We start from the raw sequence: 22,824 nt of genomic DNA on the forward strand, positions 1-22,824 counted from the left end.
TTATTTTGTTTCTTTCTTAGGTAGCAATACCTCATCTATCATACCAAATTCTTTGGCTTCAGCGGCACGCATCCAATAATCACGATCTGATGACTTCTCAACCCAGTCATAAGTCTGGCCGGAATGATCAGCAATAATCGTATATAATTCTTCTTTTAATTTCAACATCTCACGTAAGTTGATCTCCATATCCGCAGCAACACCCTGTGCACCGCCTGATGGTTGGTGGATCATAACTCGTGAATGACGTAATGCAGCACGTTTACCTTTTGCACCCGCTACTAATAATACCGCTCCCATGGATGCCGCCATACCTGTACAGATAGTCGCAACGTCCGGAGAAATATATTGCATGGTATCATAAATACCTAATCCAGCATATACACTACCCCCTGGAGAGTTAATGTAAATCTGAATGTCGCGTTGTGCATCAGTCGATTGTAAAAACAACAACTGCGCTTGAACGATATTAGCAACCTGATCATTGATCCCATCTCCTAAAAAGATAATACGATCCATCATCAAGCGTGAAAAAACGTCCATCTGAGCTACATTCAATTGACGCTCCTCAATAATATAAGGTGTCAAGTTGCTCGGAATCTGTTGTTGTAACCTAGAAATATAACCATCTACATGTTGGCTACCAATTCTATGATGCTTAATCGCATATTTTCTAAATTCGTTCTTATCTATATTCATTGTGTGTCCTTCTGTCTTTAAACTACTAATATAATATTTATTTTAATATCCAAAATCTTCCTGATTAAAAGATGGCAGTTCCGTTATAAATGTGAAATTCTCCTGCTCGAAATTTATTCTACAATAATAATGCTCAATTCCATTACTGACTAAAAGAAGGGGAATTTTATAAATACTGTTGTAATTTGCGATCTGTTCGAAGACTTTTTCTGTTATTTTGACAGATGGAGCCTTAAATTCTGCCAAAAGTACGCGTGATCCCTCGCGGTTATAAATTACCAAATCACTGCGCTTTTGTAACTCGTTTAAGGATAATCCGCCCTCGATCTTCATCAATGCCATCGGATATTGATAATGCTTGTTCAAATGACTTACCCAGTGTTGTCGTACCCACTCCTCCGGTGTCAACAACAGATGCTTCTTCCGCAGTTCGTCGAAAATGTAATACTGATCCTGTTTTTTGCTGATTTTTGCCGGAAAGGGCGGTAAGTTCAAAGGAACTGGTCTAAACATTTACAAAATTACGAAATTTTCCAACCTTTTCCAACTCCCAAAAGTCTATCAATTTTCGTACTTTCGTACAGCATGAATGTCCAAACCATATTATCAGATATCAAGAAAAAAAAACTAGCACCCGTTTACCTGTTGCATGGTGAAGAACCCTATTTTATTGACCTGATTTCCGATGCTATCGAACATTCTGTCCTAGATGATGCCCAGAAAGGATTCGACCAATCTGTCGTCTATGGAAAGGATACTGATTTTTCAAATATTATCAGTATGGCCAAACGATATCCCATGATGAGCAATCATCAGGTAATCGTGGTCAAGGAAGCCCAAAACCTCAAATGGAAAGATGACGATTTGTTGCAAAAATATCTTGAGCAACCAACACCAACGACTGTTTTAGTCTTTGCACATAAATACAGCAAGTTTGACAAACGGAAAAAATCTTTCAAATTGTTGGAAAAAGCAGGGGTAGTCCTTGAGTCAAATAAGCTCTACGACGATAAAGTTGCGGCATGGATCAGCGAACAGTTGCAAGCCTCCGGTCGGAAACTACATCCTCAAGCTGCGGCATTGATGGCCGAATATCTGGGAACCGACCTTTCTAAGATTGCCAATGAAATCGAAAAACTGCAATTGAATATTGCAGCTGATAAAGAAATTACAACCACGGATGTGGAACAGAATATTGGTATCAGTAAGGATTTCAATGTTTTCGAACTGAATACTGCTCTTTCGAAACGGAATGCCTTGAAAGCTTTTCAAATCGTTGATTATTTTGCTGCAAATCCAAAAAGTACCCCCATGCCTGTAGTGATAGGATCTCTGGGGACTTACTTTACCAAAATTCTAAAATACCATTACCTTCCTGATAAATCCTCGGCTGCAGCGGCCAAGCAACTCGGAGTTCATCCTTTCTTTGTGAAAGAATATGAATATGCTGCCCGGAATTTCAACCGCAGGAAGACCTTCGAAATTATTCACCTCATCAAGGAATTCGATCTGAAATCCAAAGGAATGAATGTTGGTCATCTTACTGAATCCGGAGACCTCTTGACCGAATTGATCTATAAAATCTTAAACTAATTCTTATGCGTAAGTTACTTGCTGTGTTATGCCTGTCCTTGCTTGGCCATCTAGGCTTTGGACAAAATACCTATTATACCGTGATCCAAGCTGGTGGAAATATTGGAGTTCAAATTCCTAAATACGAAGGTAGTTTCAATGGTTATTCATTACATTTTATTTTTGGAAGGAATTTGAATGAAAAAGCATTTCTAGGTTTAGGACTAGGAAATGAAACGCTTCGCGGAGATTATTCTAAATCAGCTAACACTGCGAATGAAGATGTAAGGACGATCAAATACGACCGTAATTTATTCCCAATCTTTATTGATGGTCGATTGCCTTTTATGGATTTTGGTTTGGTATCCAAAGTAGGAGCTTTAGCCAATGTAGGTTATGCTCCAAGTATAGGTCCAGTTTATGATAGAGGATTTATGGGGAAAATGGGATTTTTCTATTTGTATGATTCTATTCGCAAAACAAAGTTTACCGTTTCCGCAACGTATGCAATCCAACAATTACGCGGAAATTTCTATGAATCCAACTTTACCCACCAACATATCAACCTCTCTGTAGGGATTATGTTGAAATAAGATATTCTAATCCATAAGATTGATCCCGACTACTAGTTAGGATAAAATTTTTTTTTAAAAGGTTCTCCATTCTAAAATACAGATGGAGGACCTTTTTTTATTGTATACTAATTCATGAAAAATTCAAGAATAATTCGTCCTACTACCGGATTTTTGCCGGACTTTCTTCGGACCTTCTCCGGACATTGGCCGGAAAATTTCGAACAAGGTCCGGCGAAAGTCCGGCGTAATATCGAATTTGACCTTATGTTGAAAGGTACTTATTGAGGTCTTCAAAAAACAAATGGAATGGATTTTATATTATCCATTAATAGGGGATGTTCCCAATAAGATTCAATCACATGAAACTAGAAAAAGATAAACTTGATATTCAATTAGGAACGGAGTTGAATAAGGAAGACATTTCTATTGAAGTGACCAAGGATGGGCCTTATGTTTTACATGGAAAAGCCCAGATTATTCAACAGTTTATCATCGCTAATAATGCTGGAATATCAATCGCTTATCAGGAGGGGAAAGAATTTAAAGCAGAGGATACCGACACCTACTTATGCCGATGTGGCCTTTCAAAAAACAAACCCTATTGTGATAATTCCCATTTGAAAGCACGAGAAAATGGGGTTGATCTAACCGAGACAGCGACCTTCAAACCGGAATTCGTTACTGCCGAAATTATTGAAGGACCTGTAGTTTCCTTATCTGATGATGAGAAATTATGTGCATTTGCTCGATTTTGTGATAATGGGCAGCGGATCTGGAATGAGGTGATGGAGGCGAATCATGAATCCATAGAATTAAGTGTATCCATGGCTCATCATTGTCCAGCAGGTCGATTAATCGTCTGGGATGGAGGAAAGCCAATTGAAGATAAGGATATCAAACCTCGCGTGGGATTGGTCGAGGATATGCCTAACAGTTGTGCGGGACCTTTGGCATTATGGGGAGGGATTCCCCTGAAGAGTGCTAATGGTAAATATTATGAAGTTCGGAATCGACAAACCTTATGTCGCTGTGGACAATCGTCCAATAAACCATTTTGTGATGGAACACATGCATCCATGGGTTTTCAGGATGGATTAGATAAACAGCCAAATCCAGATGGAGAGGTTTATTAGGTTAATAAATTGGAATCACACTAACTATTTGCAATAAATCCGAGAAAAGAAGACTCTGGATTTTGGAAGTAAAGCAAAAAATAAAAAGGCTCGTTCAATATTGAACGAGCCTTTGAAATTATGGAGTTAACTACTACTAGTGCGCACTTAAACTTTTCTTTTTCTCTTCATCGAAGTTAGCTTCTAGTTCAGCTAATTTCTTTTTACCATAAGCCATTCGGGTAATCACCACGAATAGTACAGGTACAATAAAGATAGCAAGGAAAGTTGCTGCGGTCATACCGCCAAATACTGTCCAACCGATAGTCTGTCTGGAAACTGCACCTGCACCTGTTGACAACATCAAAGGAATAATACCTAAGATAAAGGCTAGGGAGGTCATGATAATCGGACGAAGACGAAGTTTTACAGCATCTAAGGTTGCTTCGACCAGGTTCATTCCAATATCGACCCGTTCCTTGGCAAATTCAACGATTAGAATCGCATTCTTCGCCGCCAAACCGATAATGGTAACCAATCCAATCTGAGCATAAATATTGTTATCTAGTTTTGGTAACAAGGTCAAGGCTAGGATCGCACCGAAAATACCCAATGGTACCGATAATAAAATCGAGAATGGTACAGACCAACTTTCGTATAAGGATGCCAATAACAAGAATACAAACAGGATACAGAGCGCAAAGATCTGAATTGTTTTACTACCCGATTGTTTCTCTTGCAAAGACAATCCTGAGAATTCATAAGAATATCCATCAGACAATGTTTGAGCTGCTACTTCCTCCAATGCACGGATTGCATCACCCGAAGAATAACCTGGGCCAGCTTCACCGGATAATTGGATCGAACGGAAGATATTAAAGTGGTTTACAATCGAAGGATTGGTCGTCAATTCATATCTTACCAAGTTTGAAATAGGAACTGGTTGTCCTTGTACATTCTTCACATATAATTTATTGATATCCTCAATATGCATACGGTAGCTGGTATCAGCCTGCGTTACTACACGGAAGTTACGTCCGTATTTGGTGAAGTCATTCACATAACTACTACCTAAATAAGAAGATATCGTACTATATATATTGGAAACAGGAACCCCCATTCTCTTAGCCATTTCACGATCCACCTGTAACTTATAGTTTGGTGAATTACTGTTGAATAGGGTATAAGCCATTCCGATTTCCGGACGTTGATTAGCTGCAGCAAGGAAACGCCCTACCATTGCTTCAAAGTCCTTAATGTCGACGGTTTGTCTATCCTGGATCTCCATGGTAAAACCACCCGCTGTACCTAAACCAGGAATTGGAGGCGGAGTTGCCGCAATAACTGTTGCCTTAGAGTATCCACGATATTTTCCCATGATAGCTCCTGTGATTTCTGAAACTGTTTTTTCCCGTTGATCCCAAGGTTTCAAGGAAACGAAAAGGGATGCACCATTCGGTTTTGCTGAACGGTTCAATAAGTTCATACCATTAATGGAAGTCACATAATTGATTTCTGGGAAGGTCTCTCTTAAATCATTGGTAAGTTCGGTCAATACCTCTTCTGTACGGGCACTTGAAGCACCCTCAGGTAAACTCACCCCCATAAAGAAGATACCACCATCTTCGTTTGGAATAAATCCGGCTTTCTTGGCACTGAACATCCAGCCTGTACCTACGAAAATACATACCAGGATAATTAATACCAGTGGTGCTGATTTAATGGCTTTTTTTACCCCTTTGGAGTATCTGTAAGTCACTTTATCAAACCAAACGTTGAATTTATAGAAGAACTTGTTCAAGCCTTTAGAATCCTTCGTTGTTGCAGAAGGTTTCAACATGATTGAACAAAGTGCTGGCGTCAAGGAAAGTGCAATAAATGCAGAAAGCATTACGGATACAGCAATGGTTATCGCAAATTGTTGATACAATTTACCTACCATCCCTGGGATAAATCCTACCGGAACGAATACGGCTGCCAAGATCAATGCAATCGCAATTACCGGCGCTGTAATATCTTTCATCGCACGCATGGTTGCTTCTTTCGCATCCATCTTATAATGGTCGATATAATGCTGGACGGCTTCCACCACAACGATCGCATCATCCACCACAATACCAATGGCGAGTACGAATGCTAACATCGTCAAGTTGTTGATGGAGAATCCAAACATCGTAAAGAATATAAACGTACCGACAATGGATACTGGAATCGCCAATAATGGAATCAAGGTTGCTCTCCAGCTTTGAAGGAAGAAGAATACCACCAAGGTTACCAAGATCAAGGCTTCAATCAAGGTGTGGATTACGGAGCTGATGGATGCATTTACCACCGAAACAGTTTCATAACCTACAACATAATCAACACCAGTAGGGAATGATTTTTTCAATTCCTCCAAGGTTTCGTAAATTCCGTCAGCTGTTTGTACCGCATTTCCTCCAGGTGTCTGGGAAATCATCATACCTGAAGCCGTATTTCCATTCACCTTATTGGTAATACCATAGTTAAATTGTCCCAATTCAACTCTAGCAATATCTTTTAATAAAACAATGGATCCGTCAGCATTAGTTTTTACAACAATGTTTTCAAACTGGTCAACTTCTTCCAAATCGGAGTCCATTACAATAGGGTATTCAAATACCTGCATGTTTTCTTGCGGACGAGCACCTACGGAACCACCCGGCATACGCGAGTTTTGCTCCTGAATCGCAGTGTTTACATCTGCTGGTGACATCCCGATATTTGCTAATTTATTAGCATCTAACCATACACGCATAGCAAATGGTTGTCCAAATGCTTGCACATCACCCACACCTGGAACACGTAATAAAGCGTCTTTTAGGTATAAGTTAATGTAGTTGGATAGGAAATTGATATCACGGCTACCATCTGGAGATACCAAGGATACCATCATTAAGATATCCGTATTTACCTTACGAGTGGTTACCCCTAAACGACGAACTGCCTCTGGCAATACGGGTTCAGCAATACTCACACGGTTCTGAACATCCAGCGTCGCGATATCGATATCTGTACCTACTTCAAAGGTTACTGTAATCCTAGATCCACCATCGGAGGTACTGTTGGAACTCATATAAATCATTCCTGGAGTACCGTTGATCTGGCTCTCAATAGGCGTTGTTACTGTTTTTTCTACAGTTTGAGCATCCGCACCAGTATAGGTTGCTGAAACAGAAACCGTAGGCGGAGCAATATTGGGATATTGACTGATTGGTAAGGTTGTGATGGCGATAACCCCAATGATCGAGATCAAAATGGAGACCACCATCGCCGTTACCGGTCTTTTTATAAATACTTCTGAGATCATTCTTTAATATTTTATAGGAATAGCACTTATTTTTTTGGTTGAGCTTGTGGTTGTTGTGGAGTCATTGTTGCTTTATCCACTACTTTTGCACCTGGTTTCAAAGATGAAACTCCGTCAACGACGATTTTCTCACCTGGGTTAACACCTTTTGAAATCACCACTCTATCGCCTAATTTCTGGCCTAAGCTTACTTGTTTCAAATCAACTGTATTACTATCTGTAACGGTGTAAACAGAGAAGGAACCTAATTGCTCGAAGATCGCACGGTAAGGAATTACCACGGCTTCTTCTTTGGAAGTACTCACAACATTTAAGTTTAAGTTCATTCCAGCGCGTAAGGTATTGTTCGGATTATCAAATGTTGCTCTCACCTTCAATGTACCTGTTTGCGGATCTACGGCACGGTCGATTGTTGAAATGCGGCCTTGCGAACCATAGGTACTAGCATCAGGAAGTGTTAAGTTAATTTCTGTGCTCGCCTTTCCGGATTGAAGGTTGCTGAATTCCATAATTTCTTTTTCATTGATTTGGAATTCTACAGCAATCGGGTTAGTCGAACTAATGGTATTCAATAATGTAGTACCTGCAGAAACTAAAGCTCCTGTACGAACTTGTGAAATACCAATATTTCCTGAGAATGGAGCAACGATGTTTGAACGTTGTAAGTTGACTCTAGCCGTAGTTAAAGCAGCTTCTGCTGCTTGAACCTGTGCTTTTTGATTATTGACATCGGTAAATGCATAATCTAATGTTTGTTTAGCAATCGCATCTTTTTCTGCTAATGTTTGATAGCGTTGCAAGTCTTTTTCAACACGAGCTAAATTGGCTTTTGCGATTTCTAGATTAGCTTTTGCCTGATCTACAGCAGCAGCATAACGAACTCTGTCGATTTCATATAACTTCTGTCCTTTGCTCACAAAAGCACCATCAGCTACATTGATACTGGTAATATAGCCAGAAACCTCAGCTCTGATTTCAGTTTCTTGAAGAGGTACTACGTTTGCCGGGTAACTGTGTTGACCGGAAACAATTTCATGTTGGACAACAGCCATGGTAACCGGCATAGCTTGAGCTTGCATCTGACCAGGACCACCTTGCTGTTTTGCGCCTTCTTTGTTGCCACATGCTGTAAAAAACAGTCCTGAGCCTAAAAGTATCGTGGAAAATAAACGAGTCGTATTCATATTGTGTCGTAATTTCTTGTATATTTTGTTGCGGTTGATTGTAATCTTAATTATTAATTTGAACGGTACCCAAAGCTTGTTGAATATCTAGCTTACTAGATAATACGGCATACAGAGAGTTCAAGTAGTTCAGTTGACTGGTTTTCAAGTCTGTTTCTGCAGTCATTAATTCCAGGTAAGTTTTTACCCCTGCATCATATTGTAATTTGATGGTGTTATAAACCTCTTCGGATAACTCAACATTTTCCTTTGCATTTCTCCATTCGTTCATATTTGCGCGGTAAGCTGCCATCGCTGCTGAGTATTGAGCACCAATTTGGTTTTCCAAATTTTCGATGTCCATATCAATTCTGGATTCTTGCAATTCAGATTTTCTAATTTCCTGAATACGCTTTCCACCTTGGAAAATAGGGAAGGTCAGGCTTAGTCCAATGCTAGACTGTGGGAAATTATCTGAATATAAATCTGAGAACGTATTGTTTCTATAGTTAAGTCCGTAGTTTGCAAAAGCTCCTAGTTTAGGAAGGAATTGCCATTTTTGATATTGGGTATTTAATTTCTGGATATCCTTGATAGTCTGCAATTGTCTAAGTTCAACGCGGTTATTGAAATTTAAAACTTCAGTCGTGTCCATTAAGACATTGGATTCCATGTTTTGATTTTCAAAAGATAGCGTCAAACCATTATTAGGATTCATGCCGAGCAATGTTTTTAGAAAATCATATTTATATTTTCTAAACTCTAGGGCTGTTTTCAATTCCGCTTTCGCATTATTCAATGAGATTTGCGCTCTTTTATAATCTGTTTTATCAACTAAACCAGTCTCGTAGCGTGCATTTGCTTCGGTGTACTGTCTATTCAGACGAGCGATATTTTCTTGAATGATATTGATTTGTTCCTCACTGGTCAAGATATCATAATAAGCTTTGCTGACATCAACAACGGTGTTGATCTTGGTGTCTTCTACACTTAGATTATTTTGTTGTCTGATATATTTGGCAGCTCTATTTGCTTGGAACAAGCCTGGGTTAATGATTGCCTGATCAGCTTGAAAAGTCAATGCGGAAGTATTGCTCTGACCCATTGCAATGTTTTGACCATTGATATTGGCTGTTGGTAATTGCAGAAAATGGGTTAGACTACCATTGGCATTGATTTGTGGAAACCATCCAGAAAGGGCAGAAGCAATTTCACGTTCACCAATTTCCTGATCAATCTTTGCTTGTTTGATTTCGATTTTGTTTTCCAAGGCATATTGGATTAATTCATCCAATGTGGCATTACTGTTAAGGTTATTTGTCGTTTGGGCAAATACAGATCCTACAGAGATCGCAGTGAAGGAAAGGTATACTACTAAGTCCTTAATTTTAAAATTCATATATATTATTTTTTAACCCCGTTCCAAATGATTTCTACCATGGTTTCAATTTCTTCGTCGGTAGGTTTTGTTTTTTCATATAAACTGCCTCTAACCAGGGAGATAGCGACTCCTAGATAGGCTGATATTAATAGTCGAACATTTAAATCTTTTAAATGTTTTAAGCGTACCCCTTCCTCCAAAAAATGCATTAGAACGTTTCTTTCTGATTTTTGTTGGAAAAGATTACTTCGGATACCTTCATAGAAAGGTGAGCCATAAAATTGTTCTAAAAATCCGAAGTGGTCTAAGTTGTCCAAATAGTACAGGACTAAGTTTCTCCAGATTTCCTTGAATCGTTTTTCGTATGCGAATGTAGGGTTGACGATTGAAAAAACTTTATTATTAAGTTTTTCTTTACAATACCAGTATAATTCTAAGATCAAATCCTCCTTAGACGGGAAATAATGATAGATCGAGCCTACTGCTACATCGGCATCCTTAGCAATTTTACTCATCGGGGATCCGTGGAACCCATGAATATTGATAAGCTTTAATGTGCTAATAAATATCTGCTCTTTTTTTTCTGTCAATTGAATGTTCATTCGGTTGCAAATGTAGGCTTTTTTTTACGCTAATTTTGTCACGTATTCGTTATAATGGCGATTAATTTATTCCAATGTTAACAAATTGTTAAATATTCAAATTACTCTTGACTGGTGTAGTTTTTACACTTACCTTTGTAGTATCATAATTTAGGTTTATAATTGGTTATTAAAGGTTTTCATTCTCCCCGTTTGAAAACCTTTTTCTTTTTATAGGAATTGAGTTAAAGTATTGATAATGAGGGGTTGAAGGGGGGGGTGTTTCCAGGAGGTGAAAAGAAGAGTTCAATTGATCTTGATCAATGCCTGATCAAGAATCTTCAAAAGATTAAATGCTGAAAAAAATAAAATTTCTTGAGGTCTAAAGACCAAATTTCTAAAATTTTTAATGGAAAAATTAGGTTGAAAAAAAGAATATTTTTCTCTAGGAGAGATTTGATTTTGGTGAGCCCAAAAGTTATTGACCGAGATGAATAATTTTATTTACAATTCTTTAAGAATTCTTCGATCTCTTCTTTCTTGAAATGTGTTTTACTATCACCAAAATAGGTGGTGACATAAGTAAGAACATAAGCGATATCAACCGCTGAGAGTTCAGGTACTCCAGGCATTTGTTGATTATAGGTGACATTGTTGACTTTGATTTCACCGGACATTCCATTTTTTACAATGCAGGCGAGTTTGCTTCGATTTTCATTTAAGTACTGAACATCGGTTAGTGGGGGGTAGAGTTTACCTAATCCCTCAGCATTGGCACCATGACAGTTTTGACAGTGCTTGACATAAAGTTTTTGACCATTGGTAGCATATTGCATCGTTTCCACACTTAAGTCTGAATTACATGAAAACAAGAGGTAAAGCATGGAAACGAGGCATATTGTGCCGAAAGTGAAGCGATTAATCATTATTTATATTCCGCTAGAATAACATCAAGATCTTCCAAAAACTGTTTGACCTGTTCATCATTGGTACCGTCATAGGCACCACGAATTCTTTTCTCAGGGTCAATAATGACTAAATAACCTTGGTGGTCATAACCCCCCGGAGCATTTGCATCTTCCTTGGTGTAAACCATGTATTTCTCAGCAATGCCATAAATATCGGCTTTGCTACCAGTTACAAATTGCCAATGATCATCGTCTACTCCTAACTTCGTAGCATAGTCTTTAAGTACGGATGGTTGATCGTATTTAAAATCAATGCTATGGGAAAGGAAGACAATTTTATCATTGCCTTTATATTTTTCATAGGCCTTCAACAAATTACGTTGCATCGTCGGACAGATACTCGGACAATGCGTAAAGAAGAAGTTGGTGACATAGATTTTATCTTTAAAAAAATCTTGGGTGATAGTCGTGCTATCCTGATTCAAAAAAGAAAAATTTGGAATCGTATGGTAGATGGTATCTACGACTTTTTTGCCATCGACTTCTCTTTCAACAGGAGAACGTTCGCCATAGATGGGAAGTTTCCGTTCAGTTGGTCCGCAAGAAAATAATAAGGTACTACCTAAAGCCACTGCTAATACTCCGCCTAAATACTTTTTCATTGGAATAAGGGATTTTAGTTAAATGCTGCTAATGAAGTTTTAATTTGTTCCGAAACGCGTTCAAATTGTTTTTTCATAGATGTAATTTTATCTACCTCCTTTTGTTGGTAGGTTTCATCCTCATTCATGGCGTCATAATCTTTCATCCAAGTCATCATATGGTCGGTTGCATCTTCGATGCTATCTTTTAGATTGGTCAACTCAACACGAGTTTTTGCAGTATCTAAATCGGCTTTGCTTGTTTTGATGGTTGCCAAGTTCGTGATGATAGAATCAATAACGACCGTTGTTTTGTCGAATTGCGATATTTGAGGCATGATTTCATCATGTATAGCAATAGCTTGCTCAGAAAGTTTTTGATCCTTGTTTTCCACTTGTTTGTTTTGACAAGAAACAAAAGCAAACGAAATTGCTGCACTTAATACGATTAATTTTTTCATGATTAATTAAATTATAGTTCAATACTCGATTTCTCAGTTTGAGTAGGAGAAGGATTTAATGATTCAAAATTGAAGTCGAGGTCACGGATATAGATTTCATTATGAGCTACCGCGCATAATGTACCATGTTTATCGAAGACCTGCGTTTGAAAGGTTCGTACGACTTTTCCCTCTTTCTTAATGGTTCTCAAGGTTTCGTCCAGGGTTTCTTGGTTTAATTTAATACTGACTTCCAGGTCAAACCTTCCCGGTTTTATATAATCAATATGCGCTGTTTTTAACCAAGCTACTGTCCTCGTAATTCCTTGATGTTTGAAGTATTGATCCAAAAGGATAGGGTAGAATGGATCGATAGCGGAAAAGATCGTTCCTCCAAATATGGTTTTATTAGAATTAATATTGAGCAGACTTCTATTGATTTTAACCTCTGCGCCCAGGAAATTATCTAAAATCTTCCGCACCCAAATGCGTTGGAAGAAAAATGGTGGGTATAATCGCAAGCCCCATTTTAAAGTATTTGGAGATACTTTCATGGGCGTAAAAGTACAGTTAATTTCTAAGAAATAACATCCTTCTATTGTAATAAAAGATTCTGAGCCTTATATTCAATAAATATTCCTGAATTATGAACCCTAAGGATGCCAATAAGAATGTTTGGATATTAATTTTCGTAGCCGCGTTAGGCTATTTTGTGGATATCTATGATCTCATTATTTTTTCGATTGTACGGATTCAATCCTTTACGGATATAGGCGTTGCTGCCGATCAAATGCGTACCAAAGGTGAGTATGTATTGAATATGCAAATGGGAGGATTGCTGATTGGAGGGATAATTTGGGGTGTTTTAGGGGATAAATACGGTCGATTAAAGGTCTTATTTGGTTCCATCCTGTTATATTCTATCGCGAACATTGCCAATGGCTTTGTTCAAGATGTGACGACCTACGGTATTATTCGGTTTATTGCAGGGATAGGATTAGCGGGCGAACTCGGAGCAGGGATTACCTTGGTTTCTGAGTCCATGCATCGGAAGAAACGAGGCTATGGAACCATGATAGTTGCTGGTGTAGGTGTATTGGGAGCCATCCTGGCTTATTTTATCTCTGAATGGTTTAGTTGGAGAACAGCCTATTTTGTAGGCGGGGGGATGGGTATCCTATTACTTTTTATGCGGGTGGGCGTTTTGGAGTCGGGCATGTTTTCTTCCTTGGAGAATAAGTCAGTGCAAAAAGGAAAGATTTCCATGTTGTTTAATAATGGGCCTCGATTCCGAAGGTATTTATATTGTTTATGTATAGGTCTACCGATCTGGTTTGTAGTGGGTGTCTTGGTGACTCAGGCTCCAGAGATTGGTCAGGCATTAAATGCTCAAACCACTTTAAGTGCAGGGAAGGGAGTAATGTTTACTTATCTGGGAATCTCATTAGGTGATTTTTTGGCAGGCTGGATGGCACAGATTTTTAAATCCAGACGTAAAGTGGTGTTTATTTATCAGATTTTGATTCTGCTATTCTCCTGTATCTATCTGACAAGACAAGGGATTTCTGAAAATGAATTTCTATGGTTAGCCTTTCTGATGGGATTGGGGGTTGGTTACTGGGCGACATTTATCACGATTGCAGCCGAGCAATTTGGAACCAATATCCGTTCGACAGTTACTACCACAGCACCTAACTTTGTTAGGGGAGCTTTAATTCCATCAACTTTATTATATGGTGTGCTGGTAAACTGGGTAGGAATAATTTATGCGGCAATGATTATGATCGTTCTGCTTTCCTTTATCGCCATATTTGCTTTGACAAGACTCAAAGAAAGTTTTGATAAGGATTTGGATTACGTTGAAGAGTAAGGAACCGAATTTAAAATTAATCAATTCTACCGGGGCACTTCTTGCATCTTTTGCCCTTTTTATATTTTTTACAACATTTTTTAAAGACAGAATCTCCATTGGAATTAAAAGGAGAATGGCCTTTTGAATTCTCAAATGGATTGTTTTCTAAAATATGCAGCTTGATCATGGACTCGTACATGATGCAAAGATAGCTAATTTAGATTAATTAAAAATAGTTAACCTATTCTTTTTCTTAATTCTGTAGCAATGTCGTTTGTGAAAGCTTGGATAATCAAAGGATCATCTACATTATTGTGAATAATTAGATCACATTCATCCCGATGTGGGAGTAAGTATTGATTATAAGAAGGAACCACATGGTTAATCCATTTGTACATGACATCGTCATGGTCGTAACCGCGTTCAATCAAATCTCTTCTTAACCTTCTTTCTAATGCTACGGGTTCATCAGCATCCAAGAAGATCTTGTAATCCAATAATTCATTGATCTCTTCGTAATGAAAAATAAAGAGTCCTTCTACGACCAGGATAGGGGCAGGATTGATCTCAAGCATTTTAGGCTCAAGATCGGGGTTGTTGAATGTATATTCCTTTTGATATACCGTATTTCCATCAAACAGTTCTTTGATATGATGGAAAAATGCGGGTCTATCAATCGAAGTTGGTAAATCGAAGTTATAGAGTCTGTTTTCTTCCCTGGTCTTTGTGTTTGCAGGGATGTAATAATCATCTTGCGAAATCAAGGTGACTTCTTCTTGATTGAAATGATTTAGAAAACTTTTTAAGAAGAATGTTTTTCCAGAACCGCTACTTCCGGCGATCCCAATTACGTAGGGTTTGTCCATTTTTACGCTTGCACTAATTTACTGGAGCGCCGTAGGCAATTTCTATAAGGAATCGTTTATCAAGAGCTCCAATATAGGATGCTGCAGATTTTGAAAGAATCACAATAGCATCTCTGCTTTCTGCAGTATCGGAGAATTTTCCTACAACTTTGGCAAAGGTAACACTTTTTGTCAATGGGTTTGTAATTTTTAATATGGTTCCTACGGGTGCAGTACGGTGTAAGGCTAAATTACTGCGACCACCAGATTCAAGGTTTTCCATCCAGATACCAATACCTTTTTCTTTTTTCTCACGGATACCATAACGATTGGTTTCGAATTCGATTTCTTCCTTGCTAATATTATCTGGGATTGGCAGATTGATCGATGAAGATGGCACTTCCTTCTGGATAACGATGACATCACCATCAGGAATCTTTAAAGTTTGTCCTTCTTGAAGCGTATCAGAATTCAAACCATTCAGTTTTTTGATATTATCGACCGTGGTTGAGAATCTTTTAGCAATAGAAAAAAGGGTTTCATTGGAGCCGACCTTATATTCCGTTAAGATTTTCGCTTCAATGGTTTTTCCATTCGGGTCACCCAGAGGTTTTGATTCCCGGTCTTTATTGGTATTATTTTGAACTACATGAGGTTTTTCATCCGGTTTTTTTTCAGGCTCCTTATATGGGATATATACAGAGTCACCTACCCGAAGATTTTTTTTGTTGTTGGCATTCATAATATCCTTCACAGGAATGCCGTAAATCCGACTTAACTGGTAGTAGGTATCTTTTGCACTAACGCTATGTTCAATAAAAGTTTTTCCGTTTACTACTGTAGTTTTTTGACTTGGATTATTGGATTGTGCCTGAGCCAGAGATACTCCGGCGAATAAAAAAGTGGCAGAAAATATAATAATTGTCTTTCTGAAAGACATGTTGAATACTCTTTTTCTCATCATGAATTGCAATTATACTAAATATGAAACAATTTCTCTCTTGTTAAAAGACATAAAAAAGACCTGGCTCCCCAATTGGAAATAAGGTTGGGGAATCATTTTCTCCATGTCATGAAGTATGACTTGTTGATCTAGTATCTGGTTTAAATTACTTGTTGCTAGACAAAGGTCGTAGCGGGATTTGTTTTGTTTATGGTAGCACCAAAGGAAATGGTGACCACTTTTGCTAAGCCATAGTGGCCCGGTATTATGTTCTTGTTTTAAGAATCTAGGCGTTTGCTGTGAGGTAACAGGATATTGGATTTTATTACAAGCCATATCAAATTGGATTTCATTGGCATTGGCGTATTCACCGGATAGAATTTCTATGGCGATACTTTCGCCAGATGAAATACTACGGTGTCGGGCATGGATATAATCTTTGTAAACATCAATCAATACAAATTCATAGCTGCTAAAAATGACTTGGTTGTTTTCAATTTGAATGATTTGTATGCCTTCCTGCACAGGCGTTTGTTCACCGACTCTTTTCAGGATAAGGTGACCGTTTTGAATAGAGTCCAGGGTCCATTCTTTTCCATCTGCTTGGCATGGATCCATTAAACAATTCCCTTGAAAATCAAAAGCGAAAAAAGAGGCATAGGTAGTTTCCACATCCCTAGTTTCCACAGCTATGTAGGGTTTGACGGAATCAATCTCTATTTTCCAGATATTCGTTGGGAATGCTTTCTCGAAAATTTTATTTATCGTATATTTAGTCATCCGATGACAAGCAAATTCGGTTAAAAATACTACTATGAACAAATTTACAAAATACATTTTAGGTATTCTCGTCATTTGCTTTGTGAGTTTCTTCCAAGCTAAGGCCCAGACGGTTTATTCTGTGCCCCTGAAGGAGGATATAGGTCCCAATGCATGGCGTACCATGAAAAATGCGATTAAGCAGGCGAAATTAAATAAATCAGAGTATTTGTTAATTGATCTTAATACGTTCGGCGGAGCTCTAAATTTTGCTGATTCTATTCGTTCTAGCCTATTAAACGAAAATCAGTTCAAAACTATTGTATATGTTAATAATAATGCGGCATCTGCTGGTGCATTAATCTCATTAGCAGCTGATTATATTTATATGCATTCTGGTTCAAGTTTGGGTGCTGCATCCGTAGTGAATCAAAATGGGGAAATATTACCTGAAAAGTATCAATCCTATATGCGTGGATTGATGCGTGCCACTGCGGAAGCGAAGGGTCGTGACCCTAAAATCGCAGAAGCATTTGTAGATCCTGCCATTTCTGTTCCTGAGTTGAAGGAAGACGGTAAACTGCTGACTTTAACAGCATCTGAAGCTGTAAAAGTGGGGATTGCGAAAAAAGAGATCAAGAGTGAGGTAGACATCTTCTCTGATTTAAATATCGAAAAGCCTCAAATTCAAGAGCATCAAACTACCTGGGTTGACCATCTAATCGGATGGTTAATCAATCCGTTGGTAAGTGGGTTGCTGATTATGGGGATTATCGGCGGAATCTATTTTGAGCTTCAAAGTCCAGGGATTGGATTTGCACTGTTGGTTGCTCTAGTTTGTGGAGCGTTATTCTTTGCTCCATTGTACCTGCAAGGGCTTGCTGATAATTGGGAGATTGCCATCTTTGTTCTAGGAGTCATCCTATTAGTTCTTGAAATATTTGTGATTCCTGGATTCGGAGTCGCCGGAATTGCGGGAATTATATTAGTTTTATGTGGATTAGCCTTCTCAATGGTGGCTAATGATTATTTTGATTTTAAACTTACCCAACCAGGATTATTAATGAATTCCTTTATTATTGTAATAGGAGCTATGATTTTGACCATTGTATTAATGGTGATCTTCGGAAAAAATATACTTCAATCTCCTACATTTAAAAGACTTGTTCTGGAAGATGAACAGAAAGCTACGGAAGGTTATACCTCATCTGTGGCGAAACCTAATCTAATCAATAAGGTTGGGATTACTAAGACCGTTCTTCGTCCAGGTGGAAAAATAGAAATCGATAATGTATGGTACGATGCGGTAGCCTTAGATAGTTATATCGATGTTGGTGAGGAAATCTATGTGGAGAAGCATGAGAACTACAACTTATTCGTTAGAAAGTTATCTGAAAAGAAAGCATAAACAAGAAAGCCCGGAAATAATTTCCGGGCTTTCTTGTTATTTATTTGATCTAGAATTTTGCGCCTAAAGTTAAGACTACATTGGTTCTAGTATTTGTTACATCTGCGGTTGGAGTTGGAGTATTCCAGGTTTTAAAGGAATAAGGTGAATTTCCATAATTGAATTGTTTGAACTGCATTGCTGCGAGATCAATATACAATGATTGGGTAATCACATAGCCAAAACCTAAACTTGCAATATAATCGTCTTGAGAGTCATATTTATAAGGAGAACCTAAATAATGGAATCCAGCGCGAACTGCCAATTGATCTGTAATTAACAACTCACCACCAATTTTTAAATTGAAAGCACCTTTAAAGGAGTTTTTAATCTGGTAATTGGTTTCGGATTCAAATTGTAAGTCTGCATTAGCAACTATTTTACGATATTTAATGGAAGCATAGTTTATATATTCCGCTTCAGCTGAGATTAAACCCTTTCCGAAGAATTTGGTTAATCCTATTGATGACTTCCATGGTGAAATAACTGCATAATCAAAGGATTGCCCGTAGTTTTTGGAACCATATCCAGGATGTAGGGTAGTCGTGGTATTGGGATCTTTATAATAATCGACCAAGGTTTCAATATTACTATCTTCTTGGATTTCAGTCCAAGTAGGAGAGGTGATGTTGACACCAATATTCCAATCCCAAGTTGGCTTGTAAATAATACCTAAGCCTGCATTGATTCCTGTTCCTTTTAAGGTAAGGTCATTAATGTCGGTCAGGTCGTAGGTTATATCTGTGTACTGGTAAGCAGGATTACTAGGTTTTGCAAAGTCAGTCGTTGGATTTTCGGCTTTGATTTCATCTGCAGTTTTAGTCCAGCCACTTTCTAGAAATGTGCTTTTGGAATCATAATTAAAGGATAAGAATCCAAAGCGCGCACCGATATAGAATTTATTGCCATAATTAGCACCAAAAGATACATTGGTATTGTACTTATAGCCGGTGGTAATCAAGTCCATCTGTTGATTTTTGTCATCAGCTTCTAGTGTAGTAGGAAAATATCGACCACTATTTGCAGCACCTTTGTCAACTAAATAGGAATTCCAGAAATCACCAGCAAACTCAGCATCTTCATCCATGATGTCTGTATATGAATGAACGATCGAATTTTGATTATTGGTTCCTAAATACTTCAAATTATCATTGAAGTTGTTTTGTTTGTCGATACTAAGTCCGACATTAAAATTCTGCCAGCCAAAATCTGTATTATTATGCGTAGGGTAGTGGATCACTACACCAATATTTTCAAGACCAAGTTTTCCTTTGGTTTGATTTACTGAATTACCGAAGTAGGTAGCTTTGTTTTCATTGTTCAAATAGTTTAGGGAAATAGAGGCGTCGGATTGTCCGTAGAAACCTAAGCCTGCGGGATTTCCAGAAATTGAACTAATATCTCCACCTAATGCCGTATTTACACCACCCATTGCTTTAAAGCGGGCAGTACCATTTGTCAGATCACGAGAAATCATAAAGGTATTATCGACTAAGGATTGAGCTTGGATATTTGAATAGTTAAAAGCTAATGCGAGAAAGGTTAGAGATAGTAATGATTTTTTCATTTTATGTACTGGTTCTGTATGCTATATTGAAACAAGAATTGCTTCTTGAATATCTTTCTGAAAGGATAAATTGGTATGGCAATTTGGGAAAAAGATATAGCCAATATTAAAAATATTGGCTATATGTAATCCTTATTTATTAGCGTCTGCTTCCGCTTCTTCCTGAGGACGTTGCGCCACCACCGGAGCTTCTGCTACCGCCGCCGGAGCTACTTCCTCTACTAAATCCACCACCACTTGATGAGCTACCGCGGTCGAAGCTACCACTGCTTGGACGTGAAGGAGCTGATGATCTCGTGCTTGGTGCTGATGATCTAGTACTAGGAGCAGATGATCTAGAAGGAGTTCTTTGAATAGTTCCTTGAGATCTGCTAGATCCTGATCTTGAAGATGGTGTTCTGTTGATTGTACCTCTTGAAGATGGAGTTCTGTTGATTGTACCTTCAGATCTTGAACCCGATCTAGATGACGGAGTTCTATTGATAGTACCCTCAGATCTTGAACCTGATCTAGAAGATGGCGTTCTGTTGATAGTACCATCTGATCTTGAACCTGATCTAGAAGAAGGAGTTCTGTTAATAGCTCCATCTGATCTAGAGCCTGATCTTGAAGAAGGTGTTCTACCTATTGTACCATCTGACCTTGAGCCGCTACGATTGGATGCGATGCCTGATCTGCTATTTACAAATCTACCGCTTGCATCTCTAGTCACGCGACCACTATTATTTCTTGGGGCATAGTTCGGAGAATAACTTCTACCAGAAGCGATTCTGTTTCCGTAGTAGTTTCCACCGTATGAGTTGCCATAGTAACCACCATTTCCATAGTAGTAAGGGTGTCCCCAATAGCTATAGTAGGATTGAGGTCCCCAGTAGTTACCCCATCCATAATAAGAAGGGTATCCAAATCCGTAGTATGGGCTTCCCCATCCCCAACCTAAACCATAGTATGGGCTTCCCCATCCCCAGCCGAAGGACATTCCAAATCCGGAGTTCCATCCGAATCCAAATCCAGAATAACCATACCAAGGGTCGAACCATGGATCATAGTACATCATTCCTGGGGAGTTGTAGTAAAATCTGTTGATACGGTTAGCATATTCTAACTCTTCAACACCACCTTCTACATAATCCTCATCTGAATAGTCATCGGCATAATACTCTGATTGTGCAAGGGATTCATCATCCGTGCCATCAGTATAATAGTAATCGGGACTTTGGTATACCGCTCCGTTGTCTCTATTATTGTAGACATCATCCCGGTAAACTGTCCGGCTAGAAGTCGAACAGGAGCTAAACAAAGCTGCAATCGCTAAAGTTAGCACTCCCAAAAATATCTTGTTGTTTTTCATGATTCTAAAACAGTTTAAAATTCGATATTACAGTCATTAATTATTATCTTAGACCCGATTTTATCGTCAGGGTTTAATCTACCAATCAAAATTACAAATTATTTTTTTGCTTTGGTTATTTATGTGTTAAAGTACACTTAAACCCATGTTTTTGGTTAAAATACTATTTAATATTTCGAATGAGTAAAGGGATAACAAGCCGAAGCGAGGATTATTCGCAATGGTACAATGATCTGGTAATAAAAGCCGATCTAGCAGAATATTCTGCAGTAAGAGGATGTATGGTGATCAAACCATATGGATATGCAATCTGGGAAAGAATGCAAGCTGTTCTTGACAAGAGATTTAAAGAAACCGGACATTCTAATGCCTATTTCCCCTTATTTATCCCCAAGTCATTTTTCTCCAAGGAAGCATCGCACGTTGAAGGTTTTGCAACTGAATGTGCTGTAGTTACCCACTATAGATTGAAAAACGATGGTTCTGGAAATATTATCGTGGATGAGGATGCGAAACTGGAAGAGGAATTAATTGTAAGACCTACTTCGGAAACCATTATATGGAATACTTACCGCGGCTGGATTGAATCTTACCGTGACCTTCCGATTTTGGTGAATCAATGGGCGAATGTGGTTCGTTGGGAAATGCGTACTCGTTTGTTCTTACGTACAGCTGAATTCTTATGGCAAGAAGGCCATACGGCACATGCTACCAGCGAAGAGGCAATTGCAGAAGCTGAACAAATGCTGGAGGTATATGCTGAATTTGCAGAGAATACCTTGGCCGTTCCTGTTGTTCGTGGTAGAAAAACTGAGAATGAAAGATTCGCAGGTGCAATAGATACTCTTTGTATTGAAGCATTAATGCAAGATGGAAAGGCTTTACAAGCAGGTACATCACATTTCTTAGGACAGAACTTTGCAAAGGCATTTGATGTTAAATTTACTTCGAAAGAAGGTAAACTGGATTATGTATGGGCAACATCTTGGGGTGTATCAACTCGCTTGATGGGCGCATTGATCATGGCGCATTCGGATGACCAAGGATTGGTATTGCCTCCGAAGTTGGCACCTACTCAAGTGGTTATTGTTCCTATCTATAAAACTGAGGAAGAAAAAGCTAATCTTGATGCGTATGTTGATGAATTATCTGCTGCTTTAAAACAATTGGATATTCGCGTGAAATACGATGACCGCGATACCCAAAGACCAGGATTCAAATTTGCTGAATGGGAATTGAAAGGCGTTCCATTGCGTGTAGCTTTAGGTGCTCGTGATATGCAAAACGGAACAGTAGAACTTGCGCGTAGAGATACTCAAACCAAGGAAACTGTTCAACAAGCTGGACTGCCAGATCGTATTGCAGCTTTATTGAATGATATTCAAGATAACATTTATAATAAAGCATTAACTTACCGTGATGAACACATTACAGAGGTTAATTCTTACGATGAGTTCAAACAAGTATTGGAAGAAAAAGGCGGATTTATTTCTGCACACTGGGACGGTACTGTAGAAACGGAAAAACGCGTTAAGGAAGAAACAAAAGCTACAATCCGTTGTATTCCTTTGGATGCAAAAGAAGAAGAAGGTGTTTGTATTTTCACTGGAAAACCTTCTAAACAACGCGTATTATTTGCGAAAGCATATTAAGAATAAAA

Annotated in this window: 22 protein-coding genes; 7 read left to right on the top strand and 15 right to left on the bottom strand. The window is 38.4% G+C overall.

Annotated features, from left to right (window positions below; genetic code table 11):
- Positions 1-699, bottom strand: coding sequence for an ATP-dependent Clp endopeptidase proteolytic subunit ClpP (clpP, locus tag PZ892_RS04620; RefSeq protein WP_094255054.1), 699 nt, complete (start codon positions 697-699; stop codon positions 1-3).
- A 42-nt stretch (positions 700-741) separates the two neighbouring features.
- Complete coding sequence (locus tag PZ892_RS04625; RefSeq protein ID WP_094255053.1) at positions 742-1,212, bottom strand: type I restriction enzyme HsdR N-terminal domain-containing protein; 471 nt, start codon at positions 1,210-1,212, stop codon at positions 742-744.
- Positions 1,213-1,284: 72 nt separating this feature from the next.
- On the opposite strand from PZ892_RS04625, the gene holA reads away from it, so the two are divergent.
- From holA to PZ892_RS04645, 4 genes are all read left to right on the top strand, one after another.
- Positions 1,285-2,292, top strand: a complete 1,008-nt coding sequence (holA, locus tag PZ892_RS04630; RefSeq protein WP_277712193.1) for a DNA polymerase III subunit delta — start codon at positions 1,285-1,287, stop codon at positions 2,290-2,292.
- Between the two features lie 5 nt (positions 2,293-2,297).
- A complete protein-coding gene (locus PZ892_RS04635; RefSeq protein ID WP_182499385.1) occupies positions 2,298-2,864 on the top strand; it encodes a hypothetical protein in 567 nt (188 codons plus the stop codon).
- A gap of 114 nt (positions 2,865-2,978) precedes the next feature.
- The gene (locus PZ892_RS04640) at positions 2,979-3,131 is read left to right on the top strand and encodes a hypothetical protein (protein ID WP_277712194.1); all 153 of its coding nucleotides are present in this window, start codon (positions 2,979-2,981) and stop codon (positions 3,129-3,131) included.
- Between the two features lie 74 nt (positions 3,132-3,205).
- On the top strand, positions 3,206-3,979 hold the full coding sequence (locus tag PZ892_RS04645; protein ID WP_182499387.1) for a CDGSH iron-sulfur domain-containing protein: 774 nt from the start codon (positions 3,206-3,208) through the stop codon (positions 3,977-3,979).
- Positions 3,980-4,115: 136 nt separating this feature from the next.
- Here PZ892_RS04645 and PZ892_RS04650 read toward each other — a convergent pair whose 3' ends face one another.
- The 8 genes from PZ892_RS04650 to PZ892_RS04685 all read right to left on the bottom strand — a co-directional run bounded on the left by PZ892_RS04650 (position 4,116) and on the right by PZ892_RS04685 (position 12,954).
- Positions 4,116-7,286: a multidrug efflux RND transporter permease subunit gene (locus PZ892_RS04650; protein WP_277712195.1), complete on the bottom strand. Its 3,171-nt coding sequence runs from the start codon at positions 7,284-7,286 to the stop codon at positions 4,116-4,118.
- Between the two features lie 26 nt (positions 7,287-7,312).
- Positions 7,313-8,470, bottom strand: a complete 1,158-nt coding sequence (locus PZ892_RS04655) for an efflux RND transporter periplasmic adaptor subunit (RefSeq protein WP_277712196.1) — start codon at positions 8,468-8,470, stop codon at positions 7,313-7,315.
- 46 nt (positions 8,471-8,516) lie between these two features.
- A complete protein-coding gene (locus PZ892_RS04660; protein WP_182499389.1) occupies positions 8,517-9,848 on the bottom strand; it encodes a TolC family protein in 1,332 nt (443 codons plus the stop codon).
- A gap of 5 nt (positions 9,849-9,853) precedes the next feature.
- Complete coding sequence (locus PZ892_RS04665; RefSeq protein WP_094258859.1) at positions 9,854-10,432, bottom strand: TetR/AcrR family transcriptional regulator; 579 nt, start codon at positions 10,430-10,432, stop codon at positions 9,854-9,856.
- A gap of 479 nt (positions 10,433-10,911) precedes the next feature.
- On the bottom strand, positions 10,912-11,337 hold the full coding sequence (locus PZ892_RS04670; RefSeq protein WP_277712197.1) for a cytochrome c: 426 nt from the start codon (positions 11,335-11,337) through the stop codon (positions 10,912-10,914).
- On the bottom strand, positions 11,337-11,981 hold the full coding sequence (locus tag PZ892_RS04675; RefSeq protein ID WP_277712199.1) for an SCO family protein: 645 nt from the start codon (positions 11,979-11,981) through the stop codon (positions 11,337-11,339). Before PZ892_RS04675 ends, PZ892_RS04670 begins: the two co-directional genes overlap by 1 nt.
- Positions 11,982-11,995: 14 nt before the next feature.
- Positions 11,996-12,421, bottom strand: a complete 426-nt coding sequence (locus PZ892_RS04680; RefSeq protein WP_094280896.1) for a hypothetical protein — start codon at positions 12,419-12,421, stop codon at positions 11,996-11,998.
- Between the two features lie 11 nt (positions 12,422-12,432).
- Positions 12,433-12,954 (bottom strand): DUF4442 domain-containing protein, encoded by a 522-nt coding sequence (locus tag PZ892_RS04685; RefSeq protein ID WP_277712201.1) that lies wholly within the window; start codon positions 12,952-12,954, stop codon positions 12,433-12,435.
- A gap of 92 nt (positions 12,955-13,046) precedes the next feature.
- Between PZ892_RS04685 and PZ892_RS04690 the strand changes: the two genes are divergently transcribed.
- Entirely contained in the window at positions 13,047-14,270 is a 1,224-nt protein-coding gene (locus tag PZ892_RS04690; protein ID WP_277712202.1) for an MFS transporter, read from the top strand.
- Between the two features lie 218 nt (positions 14,271-14,488).
- Here the strand turns inward: PZ892_RS04690 and PZ892_RS04695 are convergent, their stop codons facing one another.
- From PZ892_RS04695 to PZ892_RS04705, 3 genes are read right to left on the bottom strand one after another with little or no spacing between them, the layout of a single operon-like run.
- A complete protein-coding gene (locus PZ892_RS04695; RefSeq protein ID WP_094280899.1) occupies positions 14,489-15,118 on the bottom strand; it encodes a uridine kinase in 630 nt (209 codons plus the stop codon).
- A 13-nt stretch (positions 15,119-15,131) separates the two neighbouring features.
- Positions 15,132-16,061: a LysM peptidoglycan-binding domain-containing protein gene (locus tag PZ892_RS04700; RefSeq protein WP_277712203.1), complete on the bottom strand. Its 930-nt coding sequence runs from the start codon at positions 16,059-16,061 to the stop codon at positions 15,132-15,134.
- Between the two features lie 9 nt (positions 16,062-16,070).
- Positions 16,071-16,820 carry a hypothetical protein gene (locus PZ892_RS04705; RefSeq protein WP_094258851.1) on the bottom strand — a complete coding sequence of 250 codons (750 nt, stop codon included), beginning with the start codon at positions 16,818-16,820 and terminating at the stop codon, positions 16,071-16,073.
- Between the two features lie 34 nt (positions 16,821-16,854).
- On the opposite strand from PZ892_RS04705, the gene PZ892_RS04710 reads away from it, so the two are divergent.
- Positions 16,855-18,207 carry an NfeD family protein gene (locus PZ892_RS04710; protein WP_094258850.1) on the top strand — a complete coding sequence of 451 codons (1,353 nt, stop codon included), beginning with the start codon at positions 16,855-16,857 and terminating at the stop codon, positions 18,205-18,207.
- A gap of 49 nt (positions 18,208-18,256) precedes the next feature.
- On the opposite strand, the gene PZ892_RS04715 is transcribed toward PZ892_RS04710, so the two are convergent.
- Positions 18,257-19,813: a hypothetical protein gene (locus PZ892_RS04715; RefSeq protein WP_277712205.1), complete on the bottom strand. Its 1,557-nt coding sequence runs from the start codon at positions 19,811-19,813 to the stop codon at positions 18,257-18,259.
- A gap of 139 nt (positions 19,814-19,952) precedes the next feature.
- Entirely contained in the window at positions 19,953-21,164 is a 1,212-nt protein-coding gene (locus tag PZ892_RS04720) for a hypothetical protein (protein WP_277712206.1), read from the bottom strand.
- A 179-nt stretch (positions 21,165-21,343) separates the two neighbouring features.
- Between PZ892_RS04720 and proS the strand changes: the two genes are divergently transcribed.
- On the top strand, positions 21,344-22,816 hold the full coding sequence (proS, locus tag PZ892_RS04725) for a proline--tRNA ligase (RefSeq protein WP_277712208.1): 1,473 nt from the start codon (positions 21,344-21,346) through the stop codon (positions 22,814-22,816).
- Positions 22,817-22,824 lie beyond the last annotated feature (8 nt).

Origin of the sequence: Sphingobacterium sp. WM (assembly GCF_029542465.1) — a bacterium.
Lineage (GTDB): Bacteria > Bacteroidota > Bacteroidia > Sphingobacteriales > Sphingobacteriaceae > Sphingobacterium > Sphingobacterium cellulitidis.